We start from the raw sequence: 15,018 nt of genomic DNA, 5'->3' as shown, positions 1-15,018 counted from the left end.
ATGTGGGGATACCGACTTGTCGCGCCCTATACGTTCGAACGGATCGACCTCCCGGAACCCGCGGCCCCGGGGACCGGCCAGGTGCTGTTGCGGTTCCTGGCCGCCGGAATCTGCGGCAGCGACCTGCCCGGCTTCCGGGGCACCCAGGGCAAGCTGCCCGGCGACACCGGATGCCGTGCCGCCGAGATGGACGGATTTCCGGTCCACGAAATCGTCGGGGAGGTGCTGGCCAGCGCGCACCCGGCGCACCAACCGGGCGACCGGGTGGTGGGCTGGGCTTCGGGATTCGACGGACTGATGGCGCAGGTGGTCGCCGACGGCGACGGATTGGCCTGCTATGACCCGGCTCTGGCACCGCAACACGCAATCGGGCTACAGCCGCTGGCCTGCGTGCTGTATGCCGCCGAGCAACTCGGCGATCTCAGCGGCAAACGCGTCGCGGTGATCGGGCAGGGTTCGATCGGGCTGCTGTTCTGCTATGTGGCCAAGGCCTTCGGCGCCGCACACGTCACCGGGGTGGACCCCGTCGACAGGTCCGGGCTGGCCGCACCGTTCGGGGTCGACACCATGGTGCGGGCCACCAGTGACCGGTGGGTCCGGCATCTGGACCCCGCCGCCCGGCCCGATATCGTCATCGAAGCGGTCGGCCATCAGGTGGCCACCCTCGGTCACGCGGTGCAGGCGGTCGGATTCGGGGGCACGGTGTTCTATTTCGGCGTCCCCGACGACGACAGCTACCCGATCAGCATGCGGACCATGTTGCGCAACAATCTCACCCTGAAATCCGGTGTGACGCTGGATCGCCGGCGCGTACTTGCCGAGGCCGACGCGTTCGCTCGCGAGCACCCAGACCTGCTACCGGCCTACCTCACCCACACGTTCGCCGTCGACGATGTGCAGGCCGCGTTCGAGCTGGCCTGCAGGCCGGAGCCGACGCGGGTGAAGATCGCGATCGTGCCATGAATTCCAGACTCCAGGACGCCTTGGCAGCCCACGATCACCTCTGGGGCGGCTGGGTGGTGGGACCCACCATCGCGGGCCCGGAAGAATTCGCCGACGCCGGCTACGACTACGTCGGATTCGACGCCCAGCACGGCTATCTGGACGACGCCGACATCGCCCTGCTGCTGCGCCGGCTCGAACACGTGCCCATCGCGACCGCGGTGCGGCTGCCCTCGGCGGACCCGGCGCCGATCGGCCGGGTGCTGGACGCCGGTGCCGACGCCGTGATCATCGCGATGGTGGAGTCGCCCGAGCAGGCCGCGGCCGCCGTGGCCGCCACCCGCTATGCGCCGGCCGGGGTGCGCAGTTTCGGGCCGCTGCGCGCCGGCCTCGGCCACGACACCGCCGTGCTGCAAGCGCGAGCCGGCGTCTACGTGATGATCGAGACGGCACGCGGGGTGGCGGCCCTGGGCGACATCTGCGCCGTGCCCGGTGTCACGGGTGTCTACGTCGGGCCCGCCGACCTGGCCATCTCGATGGGGGTCGGCCCGGCGCAGATGTGGACCCACCCCGAGGTGACGGCGGCGATCACCGCCATCCAGCGGGGCGCCGCCGCGGCCGGCCTGATCACCGGCGTGCACGCCGGAACGGGCGCACGCGGAAAAGCCATGGCACAGCTGGGTTTCCGGATGATCACCCTGGCCTCGGAATCACAGGCCCTGCGCCGCGGCGCGGCAGCGCATCTGGCCGATGCGCGCGACGGCGAACACCCCACCGAACAGCCAGGAGGATATGCATGACCGCGACACCGGTGGCGCTGGTGACCGGGGCGGCCCGCGGCCAGGGCGCGGCCATCGTCGCGCGCCTGCACGCAGCCGGATTCCGCATCGTGGCCTGCGACGTCCTCGCCGACGAACTGCGGTCCAGTACGGCGCAATTCGGTGACGCGGTGATCAGCGTCGCGCTGGATGTCACGTCCGAGCCGCAGTGGGCGGCAGCGGTGGCGACGGCCGTCGAGCGTTTCGGCATGTTGACGACACTGGTAAACAACGCCGGTGTGCTGCACCGGGCGGCGTTGACCGAGGAGACCGCCGAGGGTTTCGAGGGCAGTTGGCGGGTGAACTGCCTGGGTCCGTTCCTGGGCATCCAGGCCGCGCTGGCGGCGCTCAAAGCAGGCGGAAGCACGATGGGCGCGTCGATCGTCAACACCTGCAGCACCAGTGCCATCCGGCCGTTTCCGCATCACACCGCCTACGGATCGGCCAAGTGGGCGCTGCGTGGCCTCACCCAGGCCACCGCCGTCGAACTCGCGCCATCCGGCATCCGGGTCAATGCGGTCTTTCCCGGCCCGGTGGCCACCCCGATGCTCGACGACCGCACTCAGGAGCGGCTGGCGGCCCACGGCAGGCTGGGAACCGCCGCGGAGATCGCCGACGCGGTCGCATTCCTGGTGTCGGCCCAGGCCTCGTTCATCACCGGCTCCGAACTCGTCGTCGACGGCGGCCAGATCCTGAAGATCGGCTGAGGTCGATGACTCTCTCGATCGGCATCATCGGTGCGGGACCCGGCGGACTAGCGCTGGGAATCTTCTTGCGTAAAGCGGGATTCGAGAACTTCACCATCTTCGACCGGGAGGACGGCGTCGGCGGTACCTGGCGGATCAACACCTATCCCGGGCTGGCCTGCGATGTGAAGTCACACCTGTACTCGTTCTCCTTCGAGCTGAATCCGGACTGGTCGCGACTGTGGTCCGGGCAGTCGGAGATCCTGGCCTACTTCGAAGAATGCGCGCGGCGCCACCGTCTCGAGCCGCACCTGCGGCTGGGCACCGAAATCGTCTCGGCCACCTGGAATCCCGGTATCTCGGCCTGGACGGTGACCACCGCCACCGGCGAACAACACACCTTCGATGTGGTGGTATCGGCGATCGGGCTGTTCACCCAGCCGTTGATGCCCGCGCTGACCGAGGAAGAACCCTTCACCGGCACTGTCATGCACACCGCGCGGTGGGATCACAACGTGGCCCTCGACGGCGCCCGGGTCGCGGTGCTGGGCACCGGATCCACCGCTTCGCAAGTGGTTCCGGAGCTGGCCAAGGTGGCCGACAAGGTGTACTCGGTGCAGCGCTCGGCCACCTGGATCCTGCCCAAACCCGACCGGCCCTACACCGCGCGGGAACGGTGGGTGTTCCGGCACATACCACTGGCCAAGAAGATCTACCGGACCCGGCTGTGGCTGCGCAGCGAGGCCAATATCTCGGTGATCGAGGATGGCAGCGACAAGACCCAGGAGTTCCGGGCGCTTGCGCTGAACCTGCTGGAAAGCACCGTGGCCGACGAAGATCTGCGCCGCCGGCTCACCCCGGATCATCCGCTCGGCTGCAAACGACTGGTGTTCTCCTCCGATTTCGTCCCCACCCTCACCCGGCCCAATGTCGAAGTCGTTGCGGGCCCTGCCACTTCGCTGCGGTCGCGATCACTGGTCACCGCGGACGGCCGCGAACTCGACGTCGACGTCGTGGTGTGCGCCACCGGGTACGCCGCCGCGGACTACCTCGGCCAGATCGAGGTCACCGGCGAAGACGGAAAAACCCTGCGGGACACCTGGAGTGACGGTGCCTACGCGTATCTGGGCATGGCCGTGCCCGGCTTCCCGAACTTCTTCATGTTGTACGGCCCCAACACCAACGTCGGGTCCAACAGTGTCATCTTCATGCTGGAGGCCCAGGCGCGCTATATCGTGGCCGCCCTGCGCCACCTGCGGCGCAGGCGCAAGAACTACGTGGCGGTGCGGCCGCAGGCGATGGACGAGTTCGTGCGCCAGGTCGACGGCTGGATGCAGGGCACGGTCTGGCTGACCAGGTGCAACAGCTACTTCCGCGCCCCCAACGGCCGGGTGGTCACGCAGTGGCCCCGCAGTGCCAGGGCATTCTGGAGAATGACCCGGCGGTTCGACGCCGCGCCGTACTCGTTCGACGGCCCGCGCTGATGGATATCGCCGGCCGTCTCGACCCGGGGCTGCGCCACCTGGCCGCATTGCGGACGGATCTGTCCAGCGAGGCGCTATCCCGGGCGCGGGCGTCCCTGGATGCGCGGCGCCGGGATTCGGCCCGCGGCGTGGACACCTCCGGCGTGCAGATCACCGAGGAATTCGCGGGAACCATCCCACTGCGGATCTACCGCGCCGGCGCGCCCGTGGTGCTGTATTTCCACAGCGGAGCGTTCGTGCTGGGCAATCTGGACACCGAACACCGCCAGTGCGTCGAATGGGCGCGCCGCGCCTCGGTCACCGTCGTCTCGGTGGATTACCGGCTGTCCCCGGAACATCCGTACCCGGCCGCCCTCGACGACGCCGTCGCCGCACTGGATTGGGTGGTCGAGCACGGCGCAGCCCTCGGCATCGACGGCAGCCGGGTCGCGGTGGCGGGCAGCAGCGCCGGCGGATCTCTCGCGGCCCGGCTGGCGCAATGGGCCGCCGACGGCACGGTGGCACCGCTGGTGTTCCAGCTGTTGCACCAGCCGGTGCTGGACAACCGGCACACCCCGTCCAAGGACGAGTTCGACACCACACCCGGATTCGACGGTCCGGCAGCGGCATTGATGTGGCGGCATTACCTGGCCGGCGAGCCGGTGCCCGCCGGTGCAGCGCCGGGCCGCCGCGACGAACTGGTCGGGCTGGCGCCCGCCTTGATCACCTGCTCGGAGTTGGACCCACTGCGCGACGAGGCCGTCGACTACGCCCTGCGGCTGATGTGGGCCGGTGTGTCGACCGAGTTGCATGTGTTCGCGGGGACGTGTCACGGCTTCGATTCCCTCGCCCCGGACTGGGAGACCAGCGCGCAACTTGTCGCGATGCAGGCGGCGGCGCTACGCCGCGCCCTGTACGGCTAACTCCCGCGCGACGGCGGCGTGATAAGCGTCGATATGCGCCGGATTGACGATCCGGAAGAAGCCGTCGGACATCGGGGCGTCCCGATAGGCCTCGATGGTCATGGTGCGCTTGAACAAGGTGAGGTCGGCTCCGGGGCGGCTGAAGTGATACTCGATGGTCATCCGGCCGTCGAATCCCGTCTCGCCGGCGCTGTCCTGCGACAGCCGGCCCACCGAACTGAAGACCCACATTCGCGCCCTGGTGGCGATCGCCAGCTGCCAGGTGAAGGTGCGGTCGGCGTGCGGATGCGATTCCTGCCAGGTGTCACCGACTTCGAGCACCCCGGTGCCGGGCAGTCCGCTGATCCGCGGGGCGTTCGGGTACGTCTTGGTCCAATTGGCCGGGTTGGTGACGAAGTCGTACACGGTTTCCGCGCAATGGTGCAACAAGGTCTCCGAGCTGGTGGTCACGATGCCCATGGGCGCACCTCTTTCGTCGGTCGGGGGTAGGTCAGGCGTGGCAGCCGCAGTCGGCTGCCGAGCCCGCGGGCAGCTCGGCCAGCACCTCGGTGCGGGTCTCGTCGAAACTCAGCATCCCGCGGATCGGGGTGGACTCCGGCAGTGGGTCGTCGTAGCTCCAGGCGATATCGGCGACGGTCACCTCGTCGATGTGGGCCGACCAGTAGGTGGCGTATCCCTTGTAGTTGCAATAGCTGGTGGTGGCCGAACGGGCCAGCAGCTCGGTGTGCACCAGCGCGGGATCGACGTAGAGCCGCGGGGCCAGCGCGGTCTCGAACAGTGCGACGGTGTCGGTGGTATCCACCAGCACGGTGCCGGCCACGCTGACCCGAAGGCCGCGATGGCCGGGCCGGCAATCCACCCGGTGATAGGGGTTGGGTGGGTAGTGCACCAGGGTGCGGCCCTCCTCCAACCAGGTGTCGACCCCGTCCCAGGGGACGTGCACGTAATCCGGATGCTCGGGCACCGCTTCGGTGGGCAGACCGGCGACCTCGGCCGCCGGGAATGCGTACCGCAGCGGCTGATCGCGGCGGTGCACCAGGAGCGCATTCTCGGTGTCAATGACGCTGCGGCCGTTGACCAAAGCCTGCACCCTGCGCGGGTGCGGCTCGATGAACACCGCACCGTCCGGCAGCGGGGGATGGGCCCATCCAGCCGGGTCCCTGCCCAACGGGCCGCGTCCGGCGTACAGGCTCATGGCTACTCCCGTGGTTCGGCGCTGTCACCCACAGAGCTTTACAGAAAGCGATGAAAATGTCACGCTGTTGGCATGCCTCGAATGCCCAGGGCCCAGCCATTTCACTTCGAGATCGACCGCGGAGTGGGCGTGCGCGCCTCCGCGACGACGCTGCTGTCCTATGAGCTGACGGTGTTCGCCCAGGATTCGCAGGACGCGGTGCGCCACGCCGGTGGCTGGATGTGCGACCGGGTCCGGGCCGGCTGGAAGGTCACCGTGGTGCTGCCGCGGGACGCCGACAATCGCGCCCTGGACATCCTCGGCGTCCGCACCTGCACCGCCGCAGCCGGATTCGAGGATCTGGTGGGCGCTCCGGCGCTGGCGGTTTCGGCGCACCTGTTCGCCACCGATATGCGGCTGCGGCGCTCGGTGTTGCGTGCGCTGGAACGCGGCAGCGCGGAGGTGACCCTGTGGGGCGACGCCGACGGGCACCGGCAGGCCGGACCGGTCACCGACGTCCGGTATCCGCTCAGCCCGGCGGCGCGCGCGTTCAAGACCCAGGCCCTGCTGGCGGCCTGCGTTGGGTCGGGGTCGGTGGCCGGCACCGAACACTTCCACAGCTGCGCCCCGTGGTACCCGCTGGACGGTCCCGACCTGATATCGGCTGGCTAGCTTTAGTATTCGGGGATGACCGAACTGCTCGACCGGCTGATCTCGGCCGTCGGCGCCCCGTATGTCAGCACCGATCCAGAGGTGCTCGCCGGACGCACCGTCGACCACACCGGGCGTTACCGGGGCGAGGCTCAGGCCTTGGTGCGTCCCGGTGACGCCGCCGAGGTCGCGGCCGTACTGGCGGCTTGCCGGGCGGCCGGCGCCTGCGTCACCGTGCAAGGGGGTCGGACGTCATTGGTGGCCGGCACCGTCCCCGAACACGACGATGTGCTGCTGTCCACCGAGCGGCTGACCTTCCTCGGCGAGGTCGACGTGCCGGAACGTCGGGTGACCGTGGGCGCAGGGGTCACCCTGGCCGCGGTGCAACGCGCGGCCACCGCGGCCGGGCTGGTCTTCGGGGTGGACCTGGCGGCCCGCGATTCGGCCACCGTCGGCGGCATGGCGTCGACGAATGCCGGCGGCTTGCGGACCGTGCGGTACGGCAACATGGGCGAGCAGGTGCTCGGGCTGCAGGTGGCCCTGCCCGACGGCAGCGTGCTCGCCCGGCACAGCCAGGTGCGCGCCGACAACACCGGGTATGACCTGATCGCACTGCTGGTCGGCGCCGAAGGCACCCTCGGTGTGCTCACCGAACTGGATCTGCGGCTGCATCCGGCGCCGGCGCACCGGGTCACCGCGATCGCTGGTTTCGACGACCTGGCGGCCCTCGTCGAAGCGGGCCGCGCGTTCCGCGACGCCGAGGGAATCGCGGCGCTGGAACTGCTCGATGCCCGCGCGGCCGCACTGACCGCCGAGCATCTCGGCATCGGCGCGCCGGTTGACGGTGCGTGGCTGCTGCTGATCGAGCTGGCCGCGGCCGGCGATCCCACCGAGCGGCTGGCCGAACTGCTCGACGTGCCAGGGCTGCGCGGGGAACCCGCAGTCGGCATGGACACCCTTGCCCAGCAACGGCTTTGGCAGGTCCGTGAGTCGGTGGCCGAGATTCTCGGTGTGTACGGGCCGCCGCTGAAATTCGATGTGTCGCTGCCGCTGCACGCGATCGCCGATTTCGCCGCGGCCGCCGACGCCGTGGTGGCCGAACACGCTCCCGACGCCATCCCGGTGCTGTTCGGCCATATCGGGGAGGGCAATCTGCACCTGAACCTGGTGCGCTGCGCACTCCGCGGAGAACAGGAGCGCGACCTTTATTCGGCGATGATGGCCCTGATCGCCGCGCACGGCGGCAACGTGTCCTCCGAGCACGGTGTCGGCAGCCGGAAACGCGATTATCTGTCCATGTCGCGCACCGACGCCGATATCGCGGTGATGCGCGCGGTGAAGTCGGCTTTCGATCCCACCGGATTTCTCAACCCGGCGGTGCTTTTTCGCTGACGGTCAGCGGTACCAGCCCGAGCGGCGGGCCCACCAGTCGCGGGCCACCACGCCCAGGATGGCGACGGCGAACAGGATCAGGAACACATCCTCGACGTGACCGACGTGATTACCCCGCAACATGCCCAGCAGGAAGATGGCGGACAGAATGCCGCCGATGTGAATCCAGGTGTGGTTTTCCTTCGACCAGCCCCACGCGGCGGACGGCACATCTTCCACGTCGACACCGCTGTGTCGCTCGACCTCGGTGTTGGCCACGGTTGCTCCTCGTCGGTCCGGACTTTCTGGTTGGCCATTCTGGCACACCCGTGCGATCTCGCCCGACCGGCCGCCGGTTGTGGGTACTTTCCCAAGATGGCAGGCCGTCGCGTCAAATCCGTAGAACAGTCCATCGCCGACACCGACGAACCCACCACCCGGCTGCGCAAGGACCTCACCTGGTGGGATCTCACGGTGTTCGGGGTGTCGGTCGTCGTCGGCGCCGGCATCTTCACCGTCACCGCGTCCACCGCGGCCAACATCACCGGGCCGGCCATCTCGGTGTCGTTTCTCATCGCGGCGCTCACCTGCGGCCTGGCCGCGCTGTGCTACGCCGAGTTCGCCTCGACGGTGCCGGTGGCCGGTAGCGCGTACACGTTCTCCTACGCGACCTTCGGCGAATTCGTCGCCTGGATCATCGGCTGGGACCTGGTCCTGGAATTCGCCATCGGCGCCGCCGTGGTCGCCAAGGGCTGGTCCAGTTACCTGGGCACCGTGTTCGGGTTCACCGGCGCCACCGTCGAGGTCGGGTCGCTGACGCTGGACTGGGGTGCGCTGCTGATCGTCGCCGTGGTGGCCACCCTGCTGGTCTTCGGCACCAAGTTGTCCTCGCATGTCAGCGCCGTCGTCACCGCCATCAAGGTGGCCGTCGTGCTGCTGGTGGTGATCGTCGGGGCGTTCTACCTCAAAGGTTCCAACTACACGCCGTTCATCCCGCCCCAGGAATCCGGCGGCGCGGCCGAAGGCGGCCTGGACCAGTCGGTCTTCTCATTGCTCACCGGCGCCGCCGGCAGCCACTACGGCCTGTACGGGGTGCTGGCCGGGGCCTCCATCGTGTTCTTCGCCTTCATCGGTTTCGACGTGGTGGCCACCACCGCGGAGGAGACCAGGGAACCGCAGCGCGACGTCGCCAAGGGCATCCTCGCGTCCCTGGCCGTGGTCACCCTGCTCTACATCGCGGTGTCGGTGGTGCTGTCCGGGATGGCGTCGTACCTCGACCTCAAACAGGCCGGCGCGGGGCACCCCAATCTGGCCACCGCCTTCGAACTCAACGGTGTGCACTGGGCGGCCAAGGTGATCTCGATCGGCGCACTGGCCGGGCTCACCACCGTGGTGATGGTGCTGCTGCTCGGGCTCTCCCGGGTGCTGTTCGCGATGTCCAGGGACGGGCTGTTACCGCGGGAGCTGGCCCGCACCGGCCCGCGCGGCACCCCGGTGCGGGTCACGGTGCTGGTGGCGGGGCTCACCGCGGTGGCCGCGTCGGTGTTCCCGATCGGCAAGCTCGAAGAAATGGTCAACGTGGGCACGCTGTTCGCCTTCATCCTGGTCTCGGCGGGGGTGATCGTGCTCCGCCGCAGCCGGCCCGATCTGCGGCGTGGGTTCCGGGTCCCATGGGTGCCCGTGCTACCCCTGGCCGCCATCGCGGCCTGCGCCTGGCTGATGCTCAACCTCACCGGTCTGACCTGGCTGCGGTTCGGTGTCTGGATGGCCCTGGGCGTGGTGGTCTACCTGGCGTACGGCCGCAGGCATTCGGTGCTCGGCCAACGCCAAGAGGTGCTGCGCTGATGCAGTTCTGGAGCGGCACCGCGTTCATGGACACCGCGGCGGCGCTGGGGTTGGCCCCGCTGCTCGACGATGCCGGTTTCGACGGACTGATCAGCGCCGACCATCTGGTCTATCCCCGCGACCTGAAGTCCGAATACCCCTCGCCACAAGGCGTTCCACCGTGGCAACCGGAGACCGCGTGGCCGGACTCGTGGGTGTTGATCGGCGCGATGGCGGCGTTGACCACCCGGCTGAGATTCTCCAACGCGATCTACGTCGCGCCGTCGCGACCCCTGGTCCAGGTCGCCAAACTGGTGGCCACCGCATCGGTGATCGCCGGCGGCCGGGTGTCGCTGGCCGTCGGCGCCGGGTGGATGCGTGAGGAGTTCGAGCTGCTCGGTCAGGACTTCGACACCCGCGGAGCACGGCTGGACGAGATGATTCCCGCCCTGCGCGAATTGTGGCGCGGCGGATGGGTGTCCTGGCACGGCGAGCACTACCGGGTGCCCGAGCTGATGCTCGAACCGCACCCACCCGCACCGGTGCCGATCCTGTGCGGCGGCGAGTCCGAGGCCGCGCTGCGCCGGGCCGCCCGGCTGTGCGATGGGTGGGTCGGTACCGCCTACCCGCTCGACGAGGCGGTGCGATATGTCGACCGGCTGACGGCGTTGCGTCGCGAGTACGGCCGCGAGAACGAGCCGTTCGAGATCATGCTGGCCCTGCTCGAGGTGCCCACGCTGGACGTGTTCCAGCGGGCGGAGGAGGCCGGGATCACCGCGGTGATGTGCGCACCCTGGTTCGGGTCTGATGACAGATCGGGCGCGATCGCCAGGTTCGCCGACGAGGTCATCACCAAGATGCGCTGACACCGTGGGCCGTGAAACATTGTGTTCGTGACGTACCCCCGCGACATGGTCGGCTACGGGCCGCACCCGCCCGACCCGCAGTGGCCCGGCGGGGCCAGGATCGCCGTCCAGTTCGTGCTCAATTACGAGGAGGGCGCCGAGAACTCCGTGCTGCACGGTGACGCCGGCTCGGAGACCTTCCTGTCCGATGTCGTCGGCGCGCAGGCTTTCCCCAACCGGCATCTGAGTGTGGAATCGCTCTACGAGTACGGCTCGCGGGCCGGGTTGTGGCGGGTACTGCGGACCTTCGAACGACGCGGCCTGCCGCTGACCGTGTTCGGGGTGGCGATGGCGCTGGCCCGCAATCCCGAGGCGGTGGCGGCCTTCACCGCGCGCGGCGACGAGATTGCGTGCCATGGATTGCGTTGGGTCAGTTACCAACTGGCCGATATCGACACCGAACGCGAACACCTGCTCGAAGCGGTGGCGCTGATGACCGAACTGACGGGCGCACCGCCGCTGGGCTGGTACACCGGTCGCGACTCGCCGCAGACCCGGCAGTTGGTCGTCGAACACGGTGGCTTCCTGTACGACTCGGACTCCTACGCCGACGACCTGCCGTACTGGACGCAGGTCGGCGGCACGGATCACCTGGTGGTGCCCTACACCCTGGACACCAATGACATGAAGTACGTGTCGACCAGTGGATTCCCCAGCGGCACAGAATTTTTCACCTACCTGCGGGACGCCTTCGATGTGTTGTACGCCGAGGGTGAGGCCGGTGCGCCGAAGATGCTGTCGGTGGGTCTGCACTGTCGACTGGTGGGCCGGCCCGCCCGGATCGCCGCGCTGGAACGGTTCCTCGACCATGTCCAGGGCCACGACAAGGTGTGGGTCACCCGCCGTGTCGACATCGCCCGGCATTGGATCGAACACTTTCCGGCTCAGTGATTGAAGATGACGAACAAGCCGGTGATCTTGTCGTCGGCCACCACGAAGTAGTTGGTGAGTATCACCTCGTCGGGCAGGTTGGTCTTGTCGAAGTCGCCGTCGTAGCGGCCCCGCACCACCGTCACCCCGGGCAGTACGACGGCGTCGGTGACGGCGATCGTGATGTGGTCGCCGACGATCTCGTCGGTCACCCAGGCGGTGATCGCCTCGGTTCCCCAGATCTCGCGATGGTTGTCGTTGACGAGTGCGCCGTCGGCGAACGTGGCCATCACGCGGTCGATGTCGAACGCATTGACCGCGCTGAGGTGTTCGGCGATGAGAGCGGGTAGTTGTGTTGTCATGCCGCCAGCGTCGGGTGTGCGGCAACGGGAGGGTCAAGTGACCGGCGCGGTGTTGACCCTCCCGTAGGGGGAGGCCGCAGACTGGCCGCATGCCTGACTCCTCCGACACGGTATCCATCGGTGATTTCTCCCGGATGACGCAGTTGAGCGTCAAAACCCTTCGCCACTATCACGACATCGGGCTGATGGCGCCCAGCCATGTCGACCCCGGCACCGGCTACCGGTACTACTCGTACGACCAGTTGCCCACCGCCGCGGTGGTGCGCCGGCTGCGCGCGCTGGACATGTCGATCGCCGACGTGAAGGCGGTGCTGGCGGCCGAACCCGCGGGCCGAAATGTCCTGATCGGTACCCATCTGCAGCGGTTGGAGGCGCAGCTGGCAGACACCAGAGCGGCGGTCGACGCGCTGCGCGACATCCTCGACCCGCCGCGGGGTGGGTGGAATCTGGAGCATCGCAGCGTGCCCACGACGGGTGCGGTGGCCGTGCACGACAACGTGGACCGCGACGACCTGCCGACCTGGTGGGAGGGCGCCGTCGCCGAACTCCAGGCAACCGTGCGCACCCAGCGCCTGACCCAGACCGGGCCGCCCGGAGCCCTGTTCGGTTTCGAGATCTTCGACCGGGACCACGGACCGGCGACCGTGTTCATCCCGGCGACCGGACCGGTCCGGCCGGTCGGCCGGGTAACCGAATACATCGTCCCGGCAGCCGAACTGCTGGTCGTTCGCCACGACGGACCGCACGACGACGTGGACCTCGCCTACACCGAACTGGGCAGCTACGCGACCCGGCACGAGATCAGCGTCGACGGCCCGCTGCGCGAGTATTACCAGCGGTTCGCCTGGGACACCCCGGATGCGGCGCAGTGGCGGACCGACCTGTGCTGGCCGATCTTCCGGTCCGACCGCGGCGGCCGGCGATGACCGCCGAGGCACGCCGGGCCGTGGTGACCGGCGCGACCAAGGGCACCGGTGCCGCGGTGGTCGATTGGTTGCAGCAACGAGGCATCGCGGTGACCGCCGTGGCGCGGAACCGGCCGGTGACCGTCGCCGCCGAGCACTTCGTCGCCGCGGACCTGACCACACCCGAGGGCGCGGACCTCGTCGCCGACGAGGTCCGCAGCCGGGGCGGGGCGGACATCCTGATCCACGTTGCCGGCGGTTCCAGCGCCCCCGCGGGAGGGTTCGCCCAACTCGGCGAAGCGGATTGGGCCCTTGAGCTGCAACTCAACCTGCTCGCCGCCGTCCGGCTGGACCGGGCGCTGCTACCGGCAATGATCGCCGGTGGCAGTGGGGCGGTGGTGCACGTGGGATCCATCCAGAGCCGGGTGCCGCTCTACGACGGCACTCTCGGCTACGCGGCGGCCAAGGCCGCGCTGCGCGCCTACAGCAAGGGGCTGGCGAACGAGCTGGCGCCCAAGGGGATCAGGGTCAACACCGTGTCGCCGGGTTTCATCCGCACCGATGCCGCCGACGCACTGGTGGCCCGCATCGCCGCGGCCGAAGACGGCGACCGCGGCGCCGCATTGCAATCGCTGATGGCCGCGCTCGGCGGCATACCGCTGGGCCGGCCCGCCCATCCCGCCGAGGTCGCCGAGGTCATCGGCTTCCTGGTGTCCGATGCCGCCGGTTCCGTCGTCGGCGCCGATATCGTCGTCGACGGCGGGACCGTACGCACGGTGTGAGGTCACCGATCCTCGAACCGGAACACCGCCAGCCGCCCGGCCAGCGCCTCGAACTCCGCCGGTGTGCCTTCGACGACCAGCCCGGAACGCTTGGCGAATCCGACACCGACCGGCACCTTCTCGGCGAAGGCGCGCAGCACCGGCCGGGACTGTTCGGCGGTCAGTTCGACGATGCGTACCCGGCGGGCGCGCCGGCCCCTGGTCAGCACCCCGGCACCGGCGGCGCGCGCATTGGCAGCCCAGTCCGCACCCGGGTACCCGGCCACCGTGTACAGCGCGCCGTCATGCCGAAACGGTGTCATCGGGGTGGCCCGCGGTCGGCCCGATCTGCGGCCGGGCACCGTGAGCACCTGGGAGGGGCCGGCCGGCACCCCCAGCCTGCCCAGGACGACCACCAGTTTGTTCATCGATTTCAGCCACCTCGGCGGTGTGGGGTCAGACATGCTCGGCTCCTTGGTATTCCGCGAACATGGCGCGGTTCTCGGTGACCCACTGCGCGAAGGTGGTGGCGGGCCGGCCGAGGATCCGTGCCACGTCGTCGGTGACCGGTGCCGGCCGTCCCACCCCGGCCTCGAGCAGACCGATATAGGCATCGGCGAACGTGGCGGGAAACCCGATGGCGGCGAAGCGTTCCCGCACCGCGTCGGGAGGCAGTTCCGCGTAACTCAGGTCGCGGCCCAACACGGTGCCGATCGTGTCGACCAGTTCGGTGTTGGTGAGCGATTGCGGCCCGGTCAGCGGGATCCGCTGCCCGGTCAGCTCGTCGGTCAGCAGGGCCCTGGCCGCCACCGCGGCGATATCGGTCTCGGCGATCACGGCGGTGGCCGCCTGCGCATACGGTCCGCGCACCACGTCGCCGGCCCGGATCTGACCCGACCACATGCCGGCGAAATTCGAGGCGAACACGGTGGGCCGCAGGCTCACCCACTCCAGGCCCGAGCCCACCGCGAGCTGTTCGCACTCGCGGTTGCGATCCCCGCGCACCCGGGACGGCTGGCGCGCGTCGTCGTCATCGGCGTTGATCGCCGACAGCGCCACCAGTTTGCGCACCCCGGCGGCCCGGGCCAGCTCCACGGTGGCCTCGAGTTCGCCGATGAGTGCGCGCGAGTTGAGGAACACCGCATCGGCTCCGGGCAGCCCCGCCGCGGCGGTGGGCACCGCGCTCACCCGGGACGTACCGGCCCAAGCCGAGCGACTCACGGCACGGACCGCCACCCCGGCGTCGATCAGATGGTTGACGAGTGGGCGGCCGATGTTGCCGGTCGCCCCGGTGACCAGAATTGTTTTCATGCCGACAAGGACGGGGCGACCCTGGCCAAAAGTTACCGTAACTTTTCCCGGC

The 15,018-nt window shown here is 69.1% G+C and carries 18 protein-coding genes; 12 read left to right on the top strand and 6 right to left on the bottom strand.

What is annotated here, in order from left to right; genetic code table 11:
* From ACXPWS_RS20260 to ACXPWS_RS20240, 5 genes are read left to right on the top strand one after another with little or no spacing between them, the layout of a single operon-like run.
* Entirely contained in the window at nucleotides 1-963 is a 963-nt protein-coding gene (locus ACXPWS_RS20260) for a zinc-binding dehydrogenase (protein WP_458708372.1), read from the top strand.
* On the top strand, nucleotides 960-1,742 hold the full coding sequence (locus tag ACXPWS_RS20255; protein WP_458708371.1) for an HpcH/HpaI aldolase family protein: 783 nt from the start codon (nucleotides 960-962) through the stop codon (nucleotides 1,740-1,742). Before ACXPWS_RS20260 ends, ACXPWS_RS20255 begins: the two co-directional genes overlap by 4 nt.
* Complete coding sequence (locus tag ACXPWS_RS20250; protein WP_458708370.1) at nucleotides 1,739-2,467, top strand: SDR family NAD(P)-dependent oxidoreductase; 729 nt, start codon at nucleotides 1,739-1,741, stop codon at nucleotides 2,465-2,467. The genes ACXPWS_RS20255 and ACXPWS_RS20250 overlap by 4 nt, the downstream gene beginning before the upstream one ends.
* Nucleotides 2,468-2,472: 5 nt before the next feature.
* A complete protein-coding gene (locus ACXPWS_RS20245; protein WP_458708369.1) occupies nucleotides 2,473-3,930 on the top strand; it encodes a flavin-containing monooxygenase in 1,458 nt (485 codons plus the stop codon).
* Nucleotides 3,930-4,832: an alpha/beta hydrolase gene (locus ACXPWS_RS20240; protein WP_458708368.1), complete on the top strand. Its 903-nt coding sequence runs from the start codon at nucleotides 3,930-3,932 to the stop codon at nucleotides 4,830-4,832. Before ACXPWS_RS20245 ends, ACXPWS_RS20240 begins: the two co-directional genes overlap by 1 nt.
* On the opposite strand, the gene ACXPWS_RS20235 is transcribed toward ACXPWS_RS20240, so the two are convergent.
* Nucleotides 4,809-5,291, bottom strand: coding sequence for an SRPBCC family protein (locus tag ACXPWS_RS20235; RefSeq protein ID WP_458708367.1), 483 nt, complete (start codon nucleotides 5,289-5,291; stop codon nucleotides 4,809-4,811). The two genes, ACXPWS_RS20240 and ACXPWS_RS20235, sit on opposite strands and share 24 nt — an antisense overlap.
* A 31-nt stretch (nucleotides 5,292-5,322) precedes the next feature.
* Nucleotides 5,323-6,027 (bottom strand): DUF427 domain-containing protein, encoded by a 705-nt coding sequence (locus ACXPWS_RS20230; protein WP_458708366.1) that lies wholly within the window; start codon nucleotides 6,025-6,027, stop codon nucleotides 5,323-5,325.
* Between the two features lie 81 nt (nucleotides 6,028-6,108).
* On the opposite strand from ACXPWS_RS20230, the gene ACXPWS_RS20225 reads away from it, so the two are divergent.
* Both ACXPWS_RS20225 and ACXPWS_RS20220 read left to right on the top strand, forming a co-directional pair.
* Nucleotides 6,109-6,678: a hypothetical protein gene (locus ACXPWS_RS20225; protein ID WP_458708365.1), complete on the top strand. Its 570-nt coding sequence runs from the start codon at nucleotides 6,109-6,111 to the stop codon at nucleotides 6,676-6,678.
* A 15-nt stretch (nucleotides 6,679-6,693) separates the two neighbouring features.
* Entirely contained in the window at nucleotides 6,694-8,049 is a 1,356-nt protein-coding gene (locus ACXPWS_RS20220) for an FAD-binding oxidoreductase (protein ID WP_458708364.1), read from the top strand.
* A gap of 3 nt (nucleotides 8,050-8,052) precedes the next feature.
* On the opposite strand, the gene ACXPWS_RS20215 is transcribed toward ACXPWS_RS20220, so the two are convergent.
* Nucleotides 8,053-8,307, bottom strand: a complete 255-nt coding sequence (locus ACXPWS_RS20215) for a DUF2631 domain-containing protein (RefSeq protein WP_458708363.1) — start codon at nucleotides 8,305-8,307, stop codon at nucleotides 8,053-8,055.
* A 96-nt stretch (nucleotides 8,308-8,403) separates the two neighbouring features.
* On the opposite strand from ACXPWS_RS20215, the gene ACXPWS_RS20210 reads away from it, so the two are divergent.
* From ACXPWS_RS20210 to puuE, 3 genes are read left to right on the top strand one after another with little or no spacing between them, the layout of a single operon-like run.
* Nucleotides 8,404-9,873: an amino acid permease gene (locus ACXPWS_RS20210; protein ID WP_458708362.1), complete on the top strand. Its 1,470-nt coding sequence runs from the start codon at nucleotides 8,404-8,406 to the stop codon at nucleotides 9,871-9,873.
* Nucleotides 9,873-10,718, top strand: a complete 846-nt coding sequence (locus ACXPWS_RS20205; protein WP_458708361.1) for a TIGR03619 family F420-dependent LLM class oxidoreductase — start codon at nucleotides 9,873-9,875, stop codon at nucleotides 10,716-10,718. The genes ACXPWS_RS20210 and ACXPWS_RS20205 overlap by 1 nt, the downstream gene beginning before the upstream one ends.
* 45 nt (nucleotides 10,719-10,763) lie before the next feature.
* Nucleotides 10,764-11,648, top strand: a complete 885-nt coding sequence (gene puuE / locus ACXPWS_RS20200; protein WP_458713618.1) for an allantoinase PuuE — start codon at nucleotides 10,764-10,766, stop codon at nucleotides 11,646-11,648.
* Here the strand turns inward: puuE and ACXPWS_RS20195 are convergent.
* Nucleotides 11,642-11,989, bottom strand: a complete 348-nt coding sequence (locus ACXPWS_RS20195) for a nuclear transport factor 2 family protein (protein ID WP_458708360.1) — start codon at nucleotides 11,987-11,989, stop codon at nucleotides 11,642-11,644. The two genes, puuE and ACXPWS_RS20195, sit on opposite strands and share 7 nt — an antisense overlap.
* 89 nt (nucleotides 11,990-12,078) lie before the next feature.
* Here ACXPWS_RS20195 and ACXPWS_RS20190 point away from each other — a divergent pair, with 89 nt between their 5' ends.
* Together ACXPWS_RS20190 and ACXPWS_RS20185 are read left to right on the top strand one after the other, a co-directional pair.
* Nucleotides 12,079-12,915, top strand: a complete 837-nt coding sequence (locus ACXPWS_RS20190; protein WP_458708359.1) for a MerR family transcriptional regulator — start codon at nucleotides 12,079-12,081, stop codon at nucleotides 12,913-12,915.
* The gene (locus ACXPWS_RS20185) at nucleotides 12,912-13,676 is read left to right on the top strand and encodes an SDR family oxidoreductase (protein ID WP_458708358.1); all 765 of its coding nucleotides are present in this window, start codon (nucleotides 12,912-12,914) and stop codon (nucleotides 13,674-13,676) included. Before ACXPWS_RS20190 ends, ACXPWS_RS20185 begins: the two co-directional genes overlap by 4 nt.
* Nucleotides 13,677-13,678: 2 nt before the next feature.
* On the opposite strand, the gene ACXPWS_RS20180 is transcribed toward ACXPWS_RS20185, so the two are convergent.
* Nucleotides 13,679-14,119, bottom strand: a complete 441-nt coding sequence (locus ACXPWS_RS20180) for a nitroreductase family deazaflavin-dependent oxidoreductase (RefSeq protein WP_458708357.1) — start codon at nucleotides 14,117-14,119, stop codon at nucleotides 13,679-13,681.
* Complete coding sequence (locus tag ACXPWS_RS20175) at nucleotides 14,112-14,966, bottom strand: NmrA family NAD(P)-binding protein (protein ID WP_458708356.1); 855 nt, start codon at nucleotides 14,964-14,966, stop codon at nucleotides 14,112-14,114. Before ACXPWS_RS20175 ends, ACXPWS_RS20180 begins: the two co-directional genes overlap by 8 nt.
* Between the last annotated feature and the right edge of the window lie 52 nt (nucleotides 14,967-15,018).

This window comes from Mycobacterium sp. BMJ-28, assembly GCF_054404835.1.
Note: the sequence above shows the minus strand (reverse complement) of the source record. Positions and strands in the feature narration are given on the sequence as shown.

Coding starts and splice junctions, on each gene's coding strand:
- ACXPWS_RS20260 (WP_458708372.1), top strand. CDS start 1: ATGTGGGGATACCGACTTGTCGCGCCCTATACGTTCGAACGGATCGAC.
- ACXPWS_RS20255 (WP_458708371.1), top strand. CDS start 960: ATGAATTCCAGACTCCAGGACGCCTTGGCAGCCCACGATCACCTCTGG.
- ACXPWS_RS20250 (WP_458708370.1), top strand. CDS start 1,739: ATGACCGCGACACCGGTGGCGCTGGTGACCGGGGCGGCCCGCGGCCAG.
- ACXPWS_RS20245 (WP_458708369.1), top strand. CDS start 2,473: ATGACTCTCTCGATCGGCATCATCGGTGCGGGACCCGGCGGACTAGCG.
- ACXPWS_RS20240 (WP_458708368.1), top strand. CDS start 3,930: ATGGATATCGCCGGCCGTCTCGACCCGGGGCTGCGCCACCTGGCCGCA.
- ACXPWS_RS20235 (WP_458708367.1), bottom strand. CDS start 5,291: ATGGGCATCGTGACCACCAGCTCGGAGACCTTGTTGCACCATTGCGCG.
- ACXPWS_RS20230 (WP_458708366.1), bottom strand. CDS start 6,027: ATGAGCCTGTACGCCGGACGCGGCCCGTTGGGCAGGGACCCGGCTGGA.
- ACXPWS_RS20225 (WP_458708365.1), top strand. CDS start 6,109: ATGCCCAGGGCCCAGCCATTTCACTTCGAGATCGACCGCGGAGTGGGC.
- ACXPWS_RS20220 (WP_458708364.1), top strand. CDS start 6,694: ATGACCGAACTGCTCGACCGGCTGATCTCGGCCGTCGGCGCCCCGTAT.
- ACXPWS_RS20210 (WP_458708362.1), top strand. CDS start 8,404: ATGGCAGGCCGTCGCGTCAAATCCGTAGAACAGTCCATCGCCGACACC.
- ACXPWS_RS20205 (WP_458708361.1), top strand. CDS start 9,873: ATGCAGTTCTGGAGCGGCACCGCGTTCATGGACACCGCGGCGGCGCTG.
- puuE (WP_458713618.1), top strand. CDS start 10,764: ATGGTCGGCTACGGGCCGCACCCGCCCGACCCGCAGTGGCCCGGCGGG.
- ACXPWS_RS20195 (WP_458708360.1), bottom strand. CDS start 11,989: ATGACAACACAACTACCCGCTCTCATCGCCGAACACCTCAGCGCGGTC.
- ACXPWS_RS20190 (WP_458708359.1), top strand. CDS start 12,079: ATGCCTGACTCCTCCGACACGGTATCCATCGGTGATTTCTCCCGGATG.
- ACXPWS_RS20185 (WP_458708358.1), top strand. CDS start 12,912: ATGACCGCCGAGGCACGCCGGGCCGTGGTGACCGGCGCGACCAAGGGC.
- ACXPWS_RS20180 (WP_458708357.1), bottom strand. CDS start 14,119: ATGTCTGACCCCACACCGCCGAGGTGGCTGAAATCGATGAACAAACTG.
- ACXPWS_RS20175 (WP_458708356.1), bottom strand. CDS start 14,966: ATGAAAACAATTCTGGTCACCGGGGCGACCGGCAACATCGGCCGCCCA.